Source organism: Saccharibacillus deserti (genome assembly GCF_013618475.1).
Lineage (GTDB): Bacteria > Bacillota > Bacilli > Paenibacillales > Paenibacillaceae > Saccharibacillus > Saccharibacillus deserti.
In genome coordinates, this window is the sequence record NZ_JABJVN010000005.1 from 14,882 (window position 1) to 32,655 (window position 17,774).

General features: G+C 57.1%; 19 protein-coding genes. All 19 read left to right on the forward strand.

What is annotated here, in order from left to right; translation table 11 throughout:
* The first annotated feature begins 68 nt into the window (after positions 1 to 68).
* The 19 genes from HOP44_RS13745 (at position 69) to HOP44_RS13835 (ending at position 17,517) form a co-directional block, all read left to right on the forward strand.
* Positions 69 to 770, forward strand: a complete 702-nt coding sequence (locus tag HOP44_RS13745) for a response regulator transcription factor (RefSeq protein WP_172254285.1) — start codon at positions 69 to 71, stop codon at positions 768 to 770.
* Positions 767 to 1,759, forward strand: coding sequence for a sensor histidine kinase (locus HOP44_RS13750; RefSeq protein WP_172254287.1), 993 nt, complete (start codon positions 767 to 769; stop codon positions 1,757 to 1,759). Before HOP44_RS13745 ends, HOP44_RS13750 begins: the two co-directional genes overlap by 4 nt.
* Positions 1,760 to 3,544 carry an FtsX-like permease family protein gene (locus tag HOP44_RS13755; RefSeq protein WP_172254289.1) on the forward strand — a complete coding sequence of 595 codons (1,785 nt, stop codon included), beginning with the start codon at positions 1,760 to 1,762 and terminating at the stop codon, positions 3,542 to 3,544.
* Positions 3,545 to 3,745: 201 nt separating this feature from the next.
* The gene (locus HOP44_RS13760; RefSeq protein WP_172254291.1) at positions 3,746 to 4,522 is read left to right on the forward strand and encodes a CPBP family intramembrane glutamic endopeptidase; all 777 of its coding nucleotides are present in this window, start codon (positions 3,746 to 3,748) and stop codon (positions 4,520 to 4,522) included.
* Positions 4,523 to 5,710 (forward strand): sensor histidine kinase, encoded by a 1,188-nt coding sequence (locus HOP44_RS13765; protein ID WP_172254293.1) that lies wholly within the window; start codon positions 4,523 to 4,525, stop codon positions 5,708 to 5,710. It abuts the gene before it with no gap.
* Positions 5,710 to 6,366 carry a response regulator transcription factor gene (locus tag HOP44_RS13770; protein ID WP_172254295.1) on the forward strand — a complete coding sequence of 219 codons (657 nt, stop codon included), beginning with the start codon at positions 5,710 to 5,712 and terminating at the stop codon, positions 6,364 to 6,366. The genes HOP44_RS13765 and HOP44_RS13770 overlap by 1 nt, the downstream gene beginning before the upstream one ends.
* A 185-nt stretch (positions 6,367 to 6,551) precedes the next feature.
* The gene (locus HOP44_RS13775) at positions 6,552 to 7,547 is read left to right on the forward strand and encodes a YiiG family protein (RefSeq protein WP_343059887.1); all 996 of its coding nucleotides are present in this window, start codon (positions 6,552 to 6,554) and stop codon (positions 7,545 to 7,547) included.
* Between the two features lie 108 nt (positions 7,548 to 7,655).
* Entirely contained in the window at positions 7,656 to 8,039 is a 384-nt protein-coding gene (locus HOP44_RS13780; protein ID WP_172254297.1) for a nuclear transport factor 2 family protein, read from the forward strand.
* A gap of 57 nt (positions 8,040 to 8,096) precedes the next feature.
* Positions 8,097 to 8,552, forward strand: a complete 456-nt coding sequence (locus HOP44_RS13785) for a DinB family protein (protein ID WP_343059888.1) — start codon at positions 8,097 to 8,099, stop codon at positions 8,550 to 8,552.
* 34 nt (positions 8,553 to 8,586) lie between these two features.
* Positions 8,587 to 8,961 (forward strand): hypothetical protein, encoded by a 375-nt coding sequence (locus HOP44_RS13790; protein WP_343059906.1) that lies wholly within the window; start codon positions 8,587 to 8,589, stop codon positions 8,959 to 8,961.
* A gap of 35 nt (positions 8,962 to 8,996) precedes the next feature.
* A complete protein-coding gene (locus HOP44_RS13795) occupies positions 8,997 to 9,548 on the forward strand; it encodes a GNAT family N-acetyltransferase (RefSeq protein ID WP_172254301.1) in 552 nt (183 codons plus the stop codon).
* Entirely contained in the window at positions 9,545 to 10,384 is an 840-nt protein-coding gene (gene mle / locus HOP44_RS13800) for an alpha/beta fold macrolide esterase (protein WP_172254303.1), read from the forward strand. The genes HOP44_RS13795 and mle overlap by 4 nt, the downstream gene beginning before the upstream one ends.
* A gap of 14 nt (positions 10,385 to 10,398) precedes the next feature.
* A complete protein-coding gene (locus tag HOP44_RS13805) occupies positions 10,399 to 10,845 on the forward strand; it encodes a DinB family protein (RefSeq protein ID WP_172254305.1) in 447 nt (148 codons plus the stop codon).
* A gap of 378 nt (positions 10,846 to 11,223) precedes the next feature.
* Entirely contained in the window at positions 11,224 to 11,871 is a 648-nt protein-coding gene (locus HOP44_RS13810; RefSeq protein ID WP_172254307.1) for a FusB/FusC family EF-G-binding protein, read from the forward strand.
* Positions 11,872 to 12,003: 132 nt separating this feature from the next.
* Complete coding sequence (locus HOP44_RS13815) at positions 12,004 to 12,984, forward strand: phosphotransferase enzyme family protein (protein ID WP_172254309.1); 981 nt, start codon at positions 12,004 to 12,006, stop codon at positions 12,982 to 12,984.
* A 112-nt stretch (positions 12,985 to 13,096) separates the two neighbouring features.
* On the forward strand, positions 13,097 to 13,684 hold the full coding sequence (locus HOP44_RS13820; RefSeq protein WP_172254311.1) for a cysteine peptidase family C39 domain-containing protein: 588 nt from the start codon (positions 13,097 to 13,099) through the stop codon (positions 13,682 to 13,684).
* A gap of 61 nt (positions 13,685 to 13,745) precedes the next feature.
* Positions 13,746 to 14,576, forward strand: coding sequence for an SRPBCC family protein (locus HOP44_RS22815; protein WP_246369816.1), 831 nt, complete (start codon positions 13,746 to 13,748; stop codon positions 14,574 to 14,576).
* A gap of 45 nt (positions 14,577 to 14,621) precedes the next feature.
* Positions 14,622 to 15,125, forward strand: coding sequence for a DUF6985 domain-containing protein (locus HOP44_RS13830; protein WP_172254313.1), 504 nt, complete (start codon positions 14,622 to 14,624; stop codon positions 15,123 to 15,125).
* Between the two features lie 184 nt (positions 15,126 to 15,309).
* Positions 15,310 to 17,517, forward strand: coding sequence for an alpha-galactosidase (locus HOP44_RS13835; protein WP_172254315.1), 2,208 nt, complete (start codon positions 15,310 to 15,312; stop codon positions 17,515 to 17,517).
* Positions 17,518 to 17,774 lie beyond the last annotated feature (257 nt).

Sequence of the window (17,774 nt, forward strand, 5' to 3'; positions counted from 1 at the left end):
AATAGCTTACAGCGGAAAGCCCGATCCGGCTTGTTCCCACTTTTTGATCCGCAAAGGAGCCGAGTCCCATGTTTAGTATTCTGATTGTGGAAGACGATCTCAAACTGGCGCAGCTGCTGCAAACCCATCTCGAGAAATACGGCTACCGGGCCGAAGTGCTGCGGGAATTCGACCGGGTGATCGAACGGTTCGAGAGCGTCCGTCCGGATCTCGTTCTGCTTGATGTCCAACTGCCTTATTACGACGGGTATTACTGGTGCAGACGGATCCGCGAGGTGTCGAACTGTCCCGTTCTGTTCATCTCGGCCCGAGACGGCAAAATGGAGCAGATCATGGCGCTCGAGCACGGAGCGGACGATTATCTGGCCAAACCGTTCGATTACGAATGGGTGATGGCCAAGATCAAGAGCCAGCTTCGCCGCGCTTACGGTTCCTATGCCCCGGGCCGGCAGGAACGGATCGTGGAATGCGCCGGGCTTGCGCTGTATCCGGAGAGGCTTGAGCTGACGTTAGCCGGCAGAGCGGTAGAGCTCAGTCACAAAGAAGGACTGCTGATCGAAGCGCTGATGGACAACAGTTCCAAAGTGGTCAGCCGCGATTGGCTGCTGGACAAACTGTGGGACGGCCAGCCGATCGTGGACGACAATACGCTGACGGTCAATGTCACGCGGATCCGCAAGAAATTAGCCGAGCTTGGTATCGAAGAAGCGCTGGAAACGGTGCGGGGAGCCGGGTACAGACTGCGGCCGATCTGGAGGACGCAGCCATGAAGCTGTTCTGGAGAGAGCAGACGCCGCTGATCCTGCTGTACGCCGCCCAGCTTCTGCTGACCGGCTACCTCTGCCGTCTGTCCGGGGTCCGCAATCCGTTCGACCTTGCCTATATCGCGCTGGTCTCTACGGCGCTGTTCGCGCTGTATCTGATCTTCCGGTATGTCCGGCATATCCGGTTCTACCGGAGACTGGCGGCACGTTCCGCGTCCCTGGCCGAATCGGCCGAATTCGTCGGGAACGCGCCGCTTGCGGAAGCGCTGGGGCATCTGCTGCAGCGGAATTACCGCCTGTATCAGGAAGAGCTTGGGCAGTCCCGCAGGAAGCTCGGCGACCAGATCACGTTTATCCACCAATGGGTACACCAGATGAAGACCCCGTTATCCGTCATGCATCTGGCACTTCGGCAGGAACCCGATCCTTTTTTTGACGGGCTTCGGGAAGAAATCGACAAATTGAAAAAAGGACTCGATACGGTGCTGTACACCTCGCGCCTGGAAGCGTTCGAGCAGGATTTTGCGGTGGAGCCGGTTCTTCTTGGCCGGCTGGTCGGGACCGTGACGGCCGAGCACAAAAATTTGTGTATCCGCCACCGCGTGTTCCCGGATATTCGGGTGGATGACCGGCTGACGATCCTCACCGACGAGAAATGGCTGGCTTTTGCGATCGGCCAACTTCTGACCAATGCGGTCCGCTATTCGGCCGGAACAAGCAGCCGGATGGAGATCGCCGCGGATATGCAGGGCCGGGAAGCGTGCCTTGAAATCCGCGACAGCGGCGTCGGTATTCCGGGAGGGGATCTCGGCCGGGTATTCGATCCCTATTTTACAGGGGAGAACGGAAGACGGTTCGGCGAATCGACCGGCATGGGACTTTATCTGGTCCGGGAGATTGCCGCGCGGCTCGGTCATCGGATCGAAATCGAATCCCGGCAGGGGCAGGGGACGACGGTGCGTCTATGGATGAATCTGGCGGGGGAGGCGCGGTAGATGACGCTTGGACAGCTGGCGTTTCGCCAGATCGCCCGGAATATGCGGGCCTACGCCGCTTTTCTGCTGAGCAGTACGTTTTCGGTGACGATCTTTTTTATGCTGGCCGTTTTTCTGTTCCATCCTGCGCTTGGACAGCCGTCCGTCGACCGTTCGGCCGTGCAGGCCGTAAAAGCTGCAACCGGTGTCCTCTATGTATTCTCCGTCTGCTTCGTGTTCTATTCCGTCCGCGGATTCCTGAACTCCCGCAGACGGGAATTCGGCGTGCTGGTTCTGCACGGGATGACGGGAAAGCAGCTGCGGCAGATCCTGTTTCTCGAGCATATGGGGATCGGCGTCGTTTCCACGGCGGCAGGAACTGCTGCCGGGCTGCTGTTCGCCCGGCTGTTCCTGATGATCGGAGCCGAAGTGATGGGGATCCGTCCGCTGCGGTTTTATCTGCCGACAGAAGCCGCACTGCTGACGCTGTCGGCGTTTGGAGCGCTGTTTGTCGCAGCTTCCGGATTTGGCGCCGCGTCGGTCCGGACAAACAGACCGCTTACTTTGCTGCAGGGCGATGGCCAAGCGGAATCCGAGCCCCGGGCTTCCGGTCTGCTGTCCGCGGCCGCGTGCATTCTTCTGTTCGCCGGGTGCGGAACAGCTTTTCTCGTGCAGAGGGAAGACGTCGTCTCCGCCCTGCTGCCGGCCGCGCTGATGACCACCGTCGGCACTTATCTGCTGTACACCCAACTGAGCGTGTTCGCGATTCGGCTGTTAAGAAACCGCCGCTCGATTTGGCTGCGCGGGACCAATCTGATCGTCTTCTCCGGTCTGGCTGCCCGCCTGAGAGACCATGCCCGTCTGTTCTGTCTCGTGACCCTGTTGACGACGGCCGCGATCTGCACCCTGGGCGGGCTGCTCGGCTTCCTGCAGACCATCCACCGGCAGATGGCGGAAGCGTATCCGTTCGCCTACGCCTATATCCAGACCGCGGGCGATACGGCGCAAGCCGCCCGCCATACGGAAGCGATCGAGCGGGAGCTGGATGAACAGGGGATTACTTACCGCAAAGCATCCGTTCATATCGCGAATTTCGGCGCAGCCGGCGGGCCTTCCCGAAACGTGATCCGCCTGTCCGAGTATATCCGGCTTGCCGACCTGCAGACGGCTTCGAAGCCTCCGCAGCCGACCGGCCGAGGGGTCGAACTTCCTTTTGTCGAGGCAGCGCCGCTGATTGTTCCCGATCGGATCTTCGGCTTGTTGGGAACCCCGAAGCGCGCAGAGTTCTTGACGGTGTACGAGACGGAGGCTTCCGATTCGGCGGCGGATACGGGCCGGGCGATCGCCCGGCAGTTGGAGCGGACGCAGGCCGCCGGGTTCGGATTCGCTTCGCCCGCCGATCTGGAGGAAAAGCTCAAGCAGAGCTACGGGTTGATGCTTTTTGTCGGAGGAGCGGTCTGCTGCGTGTTTGCGGCCGCTTCGGGAAGCCTGCTCCACTTCCGCCTGTTTCGTGACCTGAACGACGAGAAGCGGAAATTCCGCCTTCTCGGGAAGATCGGATTGACCGGGCGCGAACAGAGCCGAATCGTCCATACCCAGCTGGCGCTGCTGTTCCTGCTGCCGCTCGCCGCTGCTTTTCTCTACAGCTCGGCCGCGCTTTACGCGCTGCATACGCTGCTTCGTTCGTCGATGGTCGGCCCTGCCGTTACGGTCTGCTTCGCGTTCCTTGCGCTGCAGCTTCTGTGTGTCCTGCTGATCCGTCCCCGGTATTTGAGACGGCTGCGGGAATCGGATGTTTCTTCCTGAGCGGCTGCCGCCCCGGTCTTCGCAGGACGGCACCGCAGCCCGGCACCGCAGCCCGGCACCGCAGCCCGGCACCGCAGCCCGGCACCGCAGCCCGGCACCGCAGCCCGGCACGCAAGCTTATGACGAGCGTCACTTCTCATATGACGGCCTTCTCTCCTATATTTGCTTCAGCACTTATACGAGTAAGAAGGAGTGGACAAGTTGAATAACGAAGTATCCGTCAAGCCTTACAGCGTAGGGGAAATATTGGGGTTATGGGCGCTGGTCACGCTGCCGATGTTCTTGATCCGGTTTGCCCTGATGCCGCGGCTGGTTCCCGTGGTGTCGATCCATCCGGGCATTCTGTACTGGCTGCTCATGATTGTGGGCATGATGTGGCAGTTTGTTCTCTCGGTCATCATTTTAAAAAAAGAATTAGGCACGTTAACCTGGGAGAAACTGAAGAAAAGGCTCTGGCTGAATCATCCGATCCATCCGAAGACGTTCAAAGTGTACAAACTCGCGTACTCGTTTACGATTCCGATCATTTTGTACGCGTTTTTCTTCGAAAGTTCCGGGTTGTTCACGTTTGTGGGCGCGACGCTGAACCGGCTGTTCCCTTTTATGGCTCCGGCGGGTTATGCCGATATTCAGAACCTGGTGAGTCCCGAATTCGTAGGCGCCTGGTATCTGATCGGAATTGCGCTGGTCAGCTGTCTGTTCAACTACCTGCTTGGGGAAGAATTGTTTTTCCGCGGGATTCTGCTTCCCCAGATGAGAGGGGCTTTCGGAAAATGGGATTGGGCCATGAACGGGGTATTGTTCGCCGCCTATCACCTGCACAAAATGTCGGATATCCCGGTGCTGCTCGTCGGATCGTTTTTCTACGGATTTTTGAACGCGAAATATCGGAGCTTCTGGCCGGCGGTTATCATCCATGGAGTGGAAGCCATTCCTCTGTTGATCGCCGTAACGGCCGTGGTGCTGGGATTGATGTAAATGATTCATGCGAAGGAGTGTGCTCCTATTCCCCTTTCCGCCGTGCATACTTTGAGCAATACGAGAGCATCCAGACTGTTCTTCTACGGGCTGGCGTTCGCTTACGCGTCTCTGCTGCTGGTATATCTGTCCTTGTCCCATTACCAAGACCTGGTCGGGGTGGCGATCCTGATCGGATTGTACGTGCTGCGTCATTCCAGGCGGATCATGCGGCATCGCGGGTATCCGCTGCTTGCCGCCGCATCGCCTGTCGTTGAAATCGTCCTGCTGTTTCTGCTGTTTTTTGGAAAAGGAACGGAAGTCGAGAATATCGTATTTGTTCTGTTTATTGCGGATCTGCTGCTTCATTACAAATCCTGGTATGCGTTTCCGTTTGCGTATGCCGGGTATCTGGTCTACATGATCCTGTGGCCGCCGGACGGGAACGATCTATGGAGCCCTATGTTTCATGTACTGAGCTATTCCTTCCTGATTGTTCCGATTTGGAGTACCAAGCTGCTGCTCAACCAAAGAGAGGTGAATCTTCGATTGAACGAGTCCTTGAAACAGGAAGCCCGAACCCGGGAAGAGATGGCGGCTTTAAAAGAAAGAACGAGGATCGCGGAAGAGGTGCACGATACGGTAGGGCATACGCTGACGACGGCGATCGTCGCTCTGGAAGGAGCCCAGCTGCTGTTCGAGAAACGGCCCGAGGAATCGCTGCGCAAAATTCGGGTGGCCCGGGAACAGTTGAAGGAGGGGTTGGGCAATATCCGCCAGGTGGCCAAGACGCTCAAAGCCACGGAAGGGACGGTCGGCGACCTGGAACTCGAAGAAGGGATCCGGAAGATCATGACCGATGCCGAGCGGCAGACGGACGTTCGATTTACGCTGCATCTTGAAGAGCTGCCGCATCTCGTCTCTGTTCAGAAATACGTCATCCTCAATCTGATCAAGGAATCGATTACGAATGCGCTGAAGCACGGCCGGGCAAGCGCCATCGGAATTTCCATTATGGAAGAGCGGGACACCATTCATATTCGGGTCGAGGATAACGGCGGCGGCAGCGATGCGTGGGCCTACGGATTCGGCTTGAAGACGATGGAAGAACGAATCGAAGCGATCGGAGGGCAATTGACGCTGCACAGCGAAGCGAAGGGAGGATTTGCCCTTCATGCCCGCATGCCGATCGCCGGAGGAGAGGCATAATGGAGAATGAACGCAGAATCGGCGTGATGCTGGTCGACGACCACCGGATTATGCTGGAAGGGCTGGCCACGCTGCTGTCGATCAGACCGGAGATCGAGATCGTGGGAATGGCCCAGACCGGCGAAGAAGCGCTGGAGCAGCTGCTTGACGTCGTTCCCGACATCATCCTGATGGATATTCGCATGCCCGGGATGGGCGGTGTCCAAACTACCGAAGCGATCAAAACTTTGTACCCGGACCTCATCATTCTGATCCTGACGACGTTCGACGACGACGAATATATTATAGAAGCTTTGTGCAACGGAGCCTCCGGCTACCTGCTCAAAGATATCGACGGCGAGAAGCTTGTGCAATCGATCGACGAAGCGCTGTCCGGAAGCCTGCTCCTCACGGGCAAAGCGGCCAAGAAACTCGCGCTCAATCTTCGCAGCCAGCACAGCCGGTTCAAGCAGACGGGCGGGGAGTTTGAATTGACGCCCAGGGAACTCGATCTGGCCAAACTGCTGATCGAAGGATACAATTCCAAAGAAATGGCGGAGAAGCTGTTCTTGACCCAGGGCACAGTCAAAAATTATCTGAGCGACATTTATGCCAAGCTCGGGACCAATGACCGGGTCAAAGCCGCCTTATTGCTGAAAAGGTACTTGTCCTTGTGAGAACAGCGGCACAGAAATCCCGGGCGGTAAGGCCTTCTGTGCCCGGGACAAGGCAGCAGGCGATTTGCAAGATTGCGCCTCCGGCCTCAAGACCCTCCCGCCGAATCCTTCTAAAATTGAAGAGAAATATTCAAAGAATCTTACATACGGATGAGAGCAAGTAAAATGACCCAGTCGGAGGAATCGTGATCTTGAGAAAGCTGCCGTTTATGATTGCCGTTATTTGTTTGGGAACCGCCTTATCCGCTTGTTCCGCCCCGGCCGTTCCTCTGAGCCCTGCGGCTGCAGGCGTAACGCAAGGCGAGAGCGAACAGATGGAGAAATATAATGCGTACGTGATGTTGAACAACCTGATGAGGGGCCGGATCGACGAGGTGCTGATTCATTATTTCGAGAAGTTCGGCACGGAGAAACAGCCCGTGATCGAAGATAACTTCAGCTTTATTATGCTGGGTGTGGTCGAGCAGGACCGCGCTGTGATCGATCAGGCCAAAGGCTTTATTGCCAGCAAGCCCGCTTTTGCGAGTGCCGACCCGGCGGCCGCCAAGCTGATTCCGGCCATTCAGGATCTGCTGGCCGTTCTTGACGGGATGAAAGTCTATTATGACTCCAAAGGGTATGTGGACGACGACTTCGCCAAAGGCAAAGAGCTGCACGCCAAACTGCTGGCCGCTTATGAGGCTTACGACAAATCCGCCCAGGACTATTATACGGCTCTGCAGAAAATGGGCGACGAGCAGCGTCTGGCCGATCTGCAGGAATTCAAGAATGCCGGCCAGGACATCCGGTACAATGCTTTGAAGTTCATGATCGACGCCGAAGCGACGGCGATGGAGATCGAGGCGCAGGGGATTCACGCCGCCAATGTGCTGGAGCTTGATCTGGCGAAATTCAAAGCCAAATACGATGTGATGACCGCGGATCTGACCGCGCTGACCACTCTGTCCAAAGACAAAGACCAGATTCAAAAAGAAGGCTTGAACGAGTTCTCCATCGGCAGCTATGTGCAAGCGGCTACCGAAGCCAAAGTCGGCGCTTCGAATATCATCGAACGGATCAAGAACAAGGAACCCGTATCCGATTCCGATCTGAGCGGCCAGTTCCTGGACAGTACGGAAGGAACCCCCGAGACGTTCAATCAGCTGATTGGCAAAGCAGTCGAACGTTATAACGGCATGTAAAGCAAGCCGCGCATGCCCGGCATGAATCCTCCCTTTGAAAGCGTGCCTAGACGGTACGGCTTCCGAAGGGAGGTTTTATTATAAAAATGAACAGGGAGCGTGGACCGTATGGAAAACGAAGAGATGCAGCGTCTGATTGAACGGTATTTGAGCGCTTATAACACGTTCGATATTCAAGGCATGCTGGACGTATTGGATGAAGAGATCCGCTTCCTGAACGTCGCCCGGGGCGAAGTGACGACCGAAACCCTGGGCATTGCGGACTTCCGCGCCCTGGCCGAACAATCCGTGCCGATCTTCTCGGAGCGGCGCCAAACGATCCGACAGATCGGATTCACGCAGGGCGGAGCGGAAGTCGAGATCGATTATGAAGCGACGCTTGCGGTGGATCTGCCCAACGGTATGCAAGCGGGCGAAGTTCTGCAGCTCCGGGGAAAATCGGTCTTTCAAAAAAAAGGAGAAAAGCTGGTGCGGATCGAAGATCACAGTTGAGCAAAGGGACTGCCGCTAGAAAAGCGAAGCCTGAAAAACGGTGAAGGAGGACTTGTCGTGCAAAACGTAACGAACCTGATCGAAAACCTGGATCATTTGATCCGCAGCGTTCCGGCTGAATTAAGCTTACTGACCGAAGAGGAGTTCAACAGAAAAGCCTCTCCCTCCAAATGGTCCAAAAAAGAAATACTGGGCCATCTGTGCGATTCGGCGGCAAACAACCATTACAGATTCATGAAAATCATGACGGATGATCAGCCGGTCCGGATCGAGAGTTACAATCAGGACCTGTGGGTGTCGCTGCATGGCTATCAAGCCGATTATTCGCACACGGAGCTGATCCGGTTATGGGGCGGGTTGAACAAGCAGATCGCCTGCGTCTGGAAAAATGCGGAGGAAAAGAAGTTCGACCAAGAAGTGATTCTGCCTGATGGGACCTCCGTGACTCTTGAATGGTTAGCCGGGGATTATCTCGATCATACGCGGCATCATCTCGATCAGATCTTGATCTGACTCTAAAGCAATGGAGGAATTGGATTTGTGGCATGTGGAATCGGCAGTTGCGTTCTCCGTATTGATCGGAACCGTCATATTGTTTCAACTGATGCTCGCTCTGGGGATGCCTTGGGGAAGCATGGCGATGGGCGGCCGGTATCCCGGCAGATTCCCTCCTGCGATGCGGGCCGCCGCCGTGATTCAGATTGCGATCCTGGCGGCGTTAGCCCTGATTGTGCTGAGCGCGGCGGGTCTCATGCTGCCGCAGTGGCAGGCTTTCAGCCGAAGCGCCATCTGGTTTGTGGTTGCTTTTTCGATAGTGGCCACACTGCTGAACCTGATCACGAAAAGCGTCTGGGAAAAAAGGATCTGGGCGCCGGTGTCCATTCTTATGCTGGTGACCAGCGTGATCGTGGCGATTGGATAAGCGGTATATGCTGGACGCAGCCAAGGAGGAAGGTTATGATTACTCTTCAATATTTCGAACCGGCGGATTTCGGGCAGCTGATCCGCTGGAGCGGCGACGAAGCGTTTCTGCTGCAATGGTCGGGTCCGAGCTTTCGCTTCCCGCTCTCGGAAGATCAGCTTGCCGCTTATCTGAACGAAGCCAACGATCCCGAGACCTCTTCGATGTTCATCTACAAAGCGGTCGAATCGTCCACGGGTGAAACGGTGGGGCATCTCTCGCTCGGTTTTCTCGACCGGCATAACCGTTCGGCCCGCGTCGGCAGGGTGCTGCTCTTCGAACCGCACAGGGGCAAAGGGTACGGCCTGCAGATGATGCGCGCGATTCTGCAAATCGGGTTCGAGGATTTCGGCCTGCACCGGATCGGTTTGGGCGTATTCGACTTCAACCGCTCCGCGTTAAGCTGCTACGAGAAAGCGGGCTTTGTCCGGGAAGGCTTGATCCGCGATTCGCGCCGGTACGGGGATTCTTTCTGGAACTTGATCGAAATGGGCATTTTGGAACAGGAATGGCGAACAGGCCGGAGTGAAAAGGAGGAAATAAATTGAGCGAAACCTACATACGGATAGAAGGCGTCACGATCTGCACGGAAAGTTTCGGAGATCCCGAAGATCCGGCGCTGCTCCTGATTATGGGCGCGCAGTCTTCGATGATCTGGTGGGAAGAGAAATTCTGCCGGCAGTTGGCGGACCGGGGGCTGTTCGTGATCCGCTACGACAACCGCGATGTCGGCCGTTCGACGGTCTACGATGCCGGGCAGCCCGGATACACGCTCGAAGATATGGCGGACGACGCGATCGCCGTACTGGACGCGTACGAAATCGAGCAGGCGCATATCATGGGGATGTCGCTTGGCGGCATGCTGGCACAAATTGTCGCCCTGCGGCACCAGAACCGGGTTCGGAGCGTCATCCTGCTGGCTTCGTCCAACTTTGCTGCGCATCTTCCTCCGATGGAAGAGAAAGTGGCGGCCTTTTTTGCACAGATGGGAGACGTGGATCTGACGGACCGGGCTGCCTTCGTCCGCTTTTCGATCGACCGTTCGAGAGTGCTGGTCGGTTCGAAACATGCTTTTGACGAGAAGAAAACCGGCGAGCTTGCGGGTCAGGACTTCGACCGGGCGGAACGGCCGAGCAGTATGACCAACCATGCCCAGCTGGCGGGCGGAGAAGTCTATATGAGGCGGACCAAAGAAATTTCCGTTCCCGCTCTGGTGATCCACGGCACGGAAGATCCGATTCTTCCTTATGAGCACGGGCTGTATCTGTTCGATCGGATTCCGGGAGCGAAGCTGCTGACTCTCGAAGGCAGCGGCCATGAACTTCACGAAGACGATTGGGCCATGGTGATCGAAGCGATCGCCGAACATCTGCACTTTTTCTGAGGAGGAGACTCTCTATGGATCCGGTCAGTCAAATGTTCCGTCATCTCGATTGGGCCAATCAAACGCTGCTCGCCGCTTTGCAAAATGCGGGAGCGTCCGGCAAGCCGCTGACGCTGTTCACGCATCTGCTGAATGCCGAGCGCGTCTGGCTGACTCGGCTTCAAGGCGCAGACAGCTCGCAGCTGCCGATCTGGTCGGAATCGGATGCCGCTTTGTGCGCCGAACTGATGCGCAGGAACGCGGAAGGCTTCGAAGCCTTTCTGGCCGACGCCGAAGCTTCCGATCCCAGCCGCCCCGTTTCGTACAAAGACAGCCGCGGCACGCCTTTTACAAATTCGGTAGGAGATATTCTGCTGCAGGTCGCTCTTCACGGACAATACCACAGGGGGCAGATCAATATGCAGCTTCGCCAAGACGGCTATACGCCGGTAAACGTGGATTACATCATGTTTGTCCGTTGATCCGGCAGCGAAATACATTCGAGGATTGTCTGGGTCGGCCTGCCCTGCTATACTTCCCCTATACCATTCGTATGGGGGGTTAGACCGTGGCAATGTGGGCACCGCCGGATTGCTCGTTCGCTAGAACGGCCTTGCGCGAAGCCTGAATAGGGGCGGACTTCGTGTGGGGCGCGACGAGAAGAACATCGATCGCCCTGGTACGTTGACCGAATCTAATCCGAGGTTTGCGTTCGCCTGAAACGCACACGCTTTAAGTGCGATTCAGGGGCGTAACCTTACTTTTAGCTTTGACAAGGTACTGGTTCAAGCACCAACGTCTCACTCCGCAGGCTTTGCACCTTATTCGCTTTTCCAACAATCAATAAGGGGCTGAAAGCTATGCAGCATCCAACACCGTTCATTTATAACCATCAACTTAATGTCATTCATAAACAAGCCAATTTCCTGTTCAAGACGCTTCGCAGCGTGGCAGACCGAAGCGTGCTTGCATCGGTCCGCCAGACGGCCGTTCTGAACGTGCTTGAAGCATTCGGCGAACTCGGAGTTTCGCAGCGAGAACTGCTGGAGCGGATGTCGGCCTTCGAGGCGGCGCACGAACTTCAGGAGTATCTCGATTCGCTCGAAGAGTACCTGCTGCCGTTTCCCGAAGTGACGCCCAAGCAGGTACAGAAGCTGTTTCCCAAAGCCAAAAAGCTGAAAGTGCTGGAACTTGCGACCGTCGATTATCGGCACACGACTTATTTGAGATGGATCGATATCGCAACCAACCGCCTGTTCATCGTTTATCCGCGCGAAGGCGAATTCGTCGGCGTGGAAGGACGGATCACCGCAACGAACAAAAAAGGCTTCTGCGTGTTCTGCAACCGTCACCAGGAGCTGGGGTTCTTCCATGTAAAACTCAAAGGCAGTTCGCCGGACAATCTGTCTTCGATCGGGCAGTACGTCTGCATGGACGACCTGGCCTGCAACAAAGGCATTACGGATCCCGCGCCGCTGGAGAAGTTTCTGCTGTCGGCCGGGAAATAGTTTGCTGCACAAGCAGCGGGCCGCTCTTCGGAGCGGTCTTTTTTTGTATAAGGGAACGAACGCCCGGGCGACCGCCGACGTCTATTTATACAGAAGGACGGATGCGTCCAAACGGAAGAAGGAGTGGATCGGATGGAAACGGAGAAACTGCTCCAACTGTTGAACCGATACGACCTCAAACAGCCCGAACCGACTTTTCTGCGCCATAACGAGAACCGGACCTACCGGGTGCGCGATGCAGCCGGAACGAGCTATCTGCTGCGGATTCACGATCCTTTTGTTCCGGAAATGAGAGGGCTGCAGCATCGTTACGCAGGCATTCTGGCCGAGCTGGATATGCTGGAACAGTGGGGGATCTGGAGCCGCAAAAAAGTGCAGAGCCCGGTTCGCAACAGGCAGGGAGAGCTGGTCACGGTGTTCGAGGAAGACGGCCGGATGCTGAATGTTTCGCTGCTTACCTGGCTGGACGGGCGCGATCTGGTGAAGGAAGATCTCTACGAGGAAGCCAATATACGGAAGCTGGGCAGACAGCTGGCGAAGCTGCATGAATTTTTTGCCCAATACCGACCGACGGGAATGGAAGCGCGGCCGCATCAGGGCAGAGCCTACAACGATAAAATGGCCGGGGTAATCCGCTCGGGAGTGGGCAAAGGACTGTTCACGGCGGAAGATGCGGACACGATCGAAGAGACGCTGAGGCTGGTCAATACCCGGCTCGAGGGACGCGGCGGCGATAGGGGGACCGATCTGATCCATGGCGATATCGGGCTGAACAACACGATTATAACGGAAGAAGGAGAGATTCGGCTGATCGATTTCGGGTTCTACGGAACAGGCTACCGGCTGACCGATACGGCGATGGGGGCGATGATGCTGCCGAGCGACCGGAGAGAACTGTTTTTGGAAGCGTATTACGGAGGCCGGAACTGGACCCATGCGCAGCTGCGGGAGATCGACGGATTCATGCTGGTCGCGATCATCGGCTATTATGTATTCCAGTTCGGCAACGACAGCATGCACGACTGGATGAGAGAAAGAATGCCGATGCTGTGCGCGGACAAATGCCGGCCTTTTCTGGCGGGGGAACGGATTCTGGAACGGGCGGGGTTCTAAGGAGATCTACAGCCGGAAGAAGCCGGCCGAGGCAGGAAACGGCAGCATGAACAGAGAATTCCTGTGTGTGCGCAGATCGATATTCGATCAAGCAGGAGGAAGGGAGGATTCCATGAAAATGTCCACATGGGCCGGAGGAGCCGCCGTTGCGGCGCTGGCCTGGCATTATCACGCGCTGCCGCAAAAAGACCCGGTTTCGACCGATGACATGCCGGAAACCTATACGATCGATACGCCCAACCGCACGGATCTGCAGTCGGGCACGGAATGTGCCGCTTTCTCGAGCGCCTATGTCATGCGGCATTTGGGAGTCGAGACGGACGGACGCGAAGTCTACAGGGGTTATCCCCGCAAACTGCTGGACGGAACCGTAGACCCGCGCGGGATTATGGTGTTTTTCAAACGGCACGGCTACCGCGCTTCGTTCTACCGGGGAGACTCGGATACGCTCAAAAAGCGGGTCAGTCTCGGTATTCCGGTCATCGTGTTCATCAAAGTCTATCCGGACAAAAGATACGCCCATTTCGTGCCGGTCGTCGGCTACGACCGGGATCATTTCTATCTGGCGGATTCGCTCAAACACCGGATTAACGCACCCGGGCAGCGCGGTTATAACCGAAAGCTGCCGATTGCCGAGCTGGAAAAATTGTGGCGGACGAATCCTTTTTACAAGCGGCCGTATCTCGTAATCGGGGAATAAGTCATTGTACGCCCTGCATGGACAAGAAATGCGGCAAAGCCGCTGTTAAGGGAGGACACGCATGAAAAGATCCTCGTTGTCCCTCGTGCTCCGTATTCTCTCGCTGCTGCTCGGCGTGGTCGGAGTGCTGCTTATGATCCGCAGTACGGAACTTGGGCTCGCTCAGGCGGATTCGCTGACGGGCGGCGAAGAATACGACTCCGGCACCCGATTTTGGCTGGTGCAGCAGAGCGGGATTGCCGCTTACCGGACGCTTGGCGCCGTTCTGGCCGGGGTGGGATTGTTCCATGCGCTGCGGCCGTTCAGCCTGCCCGAGATGCAGCGAATCGGCACGATTCCGGAATCGGAACGCGAGCAGACGAGCGTCTCGGCAGAGGCGCCGATTCGGCCGGTCGAATCCGCGGATGGTATCGGACGGATGACCGGCGGAGCCCCCCGAACCGATACGGCTTCCCGGATCATCCATGTGCCGCCCAAAACGGTCTACTGGGCGTTTGTCGATCCGGATGTACTGGTGCGTTGGCTGCCGCCGGAAGGCATGCGGGGCCGGATCGAACGCTTCGAACCGTACGCCGGAGGCGCTTACCGGATGGTGCTGACGCATACCGGCGCTTCGGGTCCGTTCGAAGGCAAATCGTCGGCGGATACGGACATTGTCGAAGGACATTTTGTAGAGCTGGTTCCGGGAGAGAAGATCGTGCAGGCTTTCCGTTTCGATTCGCCCGATCCTGCTTTTGCCGGAGAAATGATAATGACCTGGACGCTTGCGCCGGTCGGCGAACGGACGGAAGTGACGGTCGTCTGCGAACGGGTGCCGCCGGGCATCGGCCGGCGGGAACACGAGCAGGCACTGGCTTCGACGCTTGCGAATCTGGAGCGGGTGGTCGGGTAGGCTCGAACGAAGAGCGCGTGGATTCGGGATTGGAGGAAGAATGAAATGAAGGACCTGCTGCAAAAAGTCGTCGAAGACGAAAACGGAATCCGGGGCGAGATCCATGTTCCGTTATTCGGCAAATTTACGGCAATAGAAGGAGAGCCCGGCGTAACGCCGGATTATTTGGAGAAATGCGCGGAATCGCTGTTGGGGTTAAGCGAAGAAGCAGTCGAAGCCATCTGCCGGTATACGTTCGAGTTCTGTCGGGATGCGGCCGCCGGTTCGCCGGATGCCGCATACTCGGAACAGCTGGCGGAAATCGCGGAGCCGCGCGGGATACTCGGGGCATTCGAACTGTCGGAAGTGCGGATCAGCGAGCCCGAAGATCCGAAGGTGCCCGCGCTCGATCTGCTCTGCTCCTGTCCCTGGGACGAGGAGAACGGCATGCAGATTCTGATTCTCGACGGCACGGTTGTCTATGTCGGCGTCTATGACGGGTTGAACGCCTGGCAGGACAATCTGGAAGAGTGGGGGAATTACGCGGCCGGCTATCGGTTGAACGACTGATGCGGCGGCGTCTCTTTTTCCAAAACTTTCATCTTGCTTGGTGACATGCAAATCATACATCCTGACATATGGCTTGGCATTGCCTTTCCTCTATAATGTAGAAGTAGTGTTCGGGAATGGGCCGCATTGTAACATGCAGCCGTGGAAACCCGTCACAAACCATTCCGAAACGGAGGCTTTTCCTTTGCCTATTTTCCATGATTCCCAAACCCAAACGTTCCACCTGCAGTCCGCTGCGTCCAGTTATATCATTCAGCTCGTGGAGTCGGCTCATCCCGCCCATGTGTATTGGGGACCGAAACTGTCCCAGGAAACGTTTGGGCGGCGGATCCATTCGATCGAGCGCGCCTCGTTCAGCCCGAACCTGAGCCCCGAAGCGATGCACGTCTCGCTCGACACGCTTCCGCAGGAATATCCGGCGTACGGCAGCGGCGACTTCCGCGAACCGGCGTTCGAAGCCCGCTACGCGGATGGATCGACGATCAGCCGCCTGGTGTACGAACGCCATGAGATCGTGTCCGGCAAGCCGAAGCTCGAAGGCCTGCCTGCGACCTATATCGAGAATGATTCCGAAGCGGATACGCTGCATATCCATCTGCGCGACGAGCTGACCGGACTGCGTGCCGTGCTGAGCTATACCGTGTTCCATGAGATCGACGCGATCACCCGCTCCGTGCGCTTCGCGAACGAAGGCCAGGACGTGATCGCTCTGGGCCGCGCGCTCAGCGTCAGCGTCGACTTCAACCGCAGCGAATTCGAATTCCTGCAGCTCTCCGGCGCGTGGATCCGCGAACGCCATATCCACAAACGCGAACTGGTGCCGGGCATCCACCGTATCGACAGCAAGCGCGGATCGAGCAGCCACAACCAGAACCCGTTTATCGCGCTGCTGGCCAAAGACTCGGGCGAAGACTTCGGCGAAGTGTACGGATTCAGCCTCGTATACAGCGGCGGATTCCTCGGCCAGGCCGAAGTGGATTCGTTCGGCTCGACGCGTGTCCAGCTCGGCGTCCAGCCGTTCGATTTCGAATGGAGACTCGAAGCGGGCGAGGCGTTCCAGACGCCGGAAGCGGTCATGGTCCGCTCGTCGGAAGGACTCGGCGGCATGTCGCGCACGTACCACAAGCTGTACCGCACCCGGCTCAGCCGCGGCGAGTTCCGCGACAAAGCGCGTCCGATTCTCGTCAACAACTGGGAAGCGACGTATTTCGATTTCAATGCCGACAAGATCAAGGAGATCGCGGCGGCCGGCCTGGACCTCGGCATCGAGCTGTTCGTGCTCGACGACGGCTGGTTCGGCAAGCGCGACAGCGACGACAGCTCGCTCGGCGACTGGTTTGAAGACTCCCGCAAACTGCCGGACGGATTGGCGAAGCTTGCGAGCGACATCACGGCGGCGGGCATGCAATTCGGCCTGTGGTTCGAACCGGAAATGGTCTCGCCGAACAGCGAACTGTACCGCAATCACCCGGACTGGTGCCTGCATGTGCCGAACCGCAGCCGAACCGAAGCGCGCCGTCAGCTGATCCTCGACCTGTCGCGTCAGGACGTCTGCGATTATATCGTCGATTCCGTCTCGAAAGTGCTGGAATCCGCGCCGATCACCTACGTCAAATGGGACATGAACCGCAATATGACGGAGATCGGTTCCGAACTGCTGGCGCCGAACCGTCAGCGCGAGACGGCGCACCGCTACATGCTCGGCCTGTACGGAGTGCTGGAACGTATCGTGACGCGCTTCCCGCATATCCTGTTCGAGAGCTGCTCGGGCGGCGGCGGACGTTTCGATCCGGGCATGCTCTATTACATGCCGCAGACGTGGACGAGCGACGACAGCGACGCGGTGGAACGTCTCAAGATCCAATACGGTACCAGCATCGTCTATCCGGCGAGCAGCATGGGCGCGCACGTATCGGCCGTGCCGAACCATCAGGTCGGCCGCATCACGCCGCTTGAAATGCGCGGCCATGTCGCGATGAGCGGCAACTTCGGCTACGAACTGGATCTGACCAAGTTCACCGAAGAAGAGAAGACGGAAGTGAAAGCGCAGGTGCAGCAGTACAAAGAACTGCGCGATTTGATTCAGTTCGGCGACTTCTACCGGATCAAAAGCCCGTTCGAAGGCAACGATACGGCGTGGGCTTACGTGTCGGAAGACCGTTCGCAGGCGTTCACCGCCTACTTCCGCGTGCTGGGGGAACCTTACGCGCCGCTGCGCCGCCTGAAGCTCAAAGGACTCGACCCGACCAAACGCTACAGCGTCGAAGGCCGCCTCGGCCAGGGCGAGAGCGGCAGCGTGTACGGAGGCGACGAGCTGATGCACTTCGGACTGTCGCTGCCGATGCTGGATGGCGATTTCAAGAGCGTGCTGTATGTGATTAAGGAAGTATAAATTCGACCCTTTGTCGAAACGGCATCCAATCAAAGGTACAAGAGCGATTATCGTTGTCTACAAAATAATCGTCTTCGGAAAATCTCGTCGGAAACCCAACTTCCCGACGGGATTTTTCGTTTGTTCAAGTGGGAGCCGACAGTGAGAGAAAATAGCTGCGCACGAACCGTTATTTGCTTGTTTCATCCCGATGCCGGACTCTTTTGTGCAAAATAACGGTTGTTCGGCAGTTATTTCGCTTTTGACGAGAATGTATT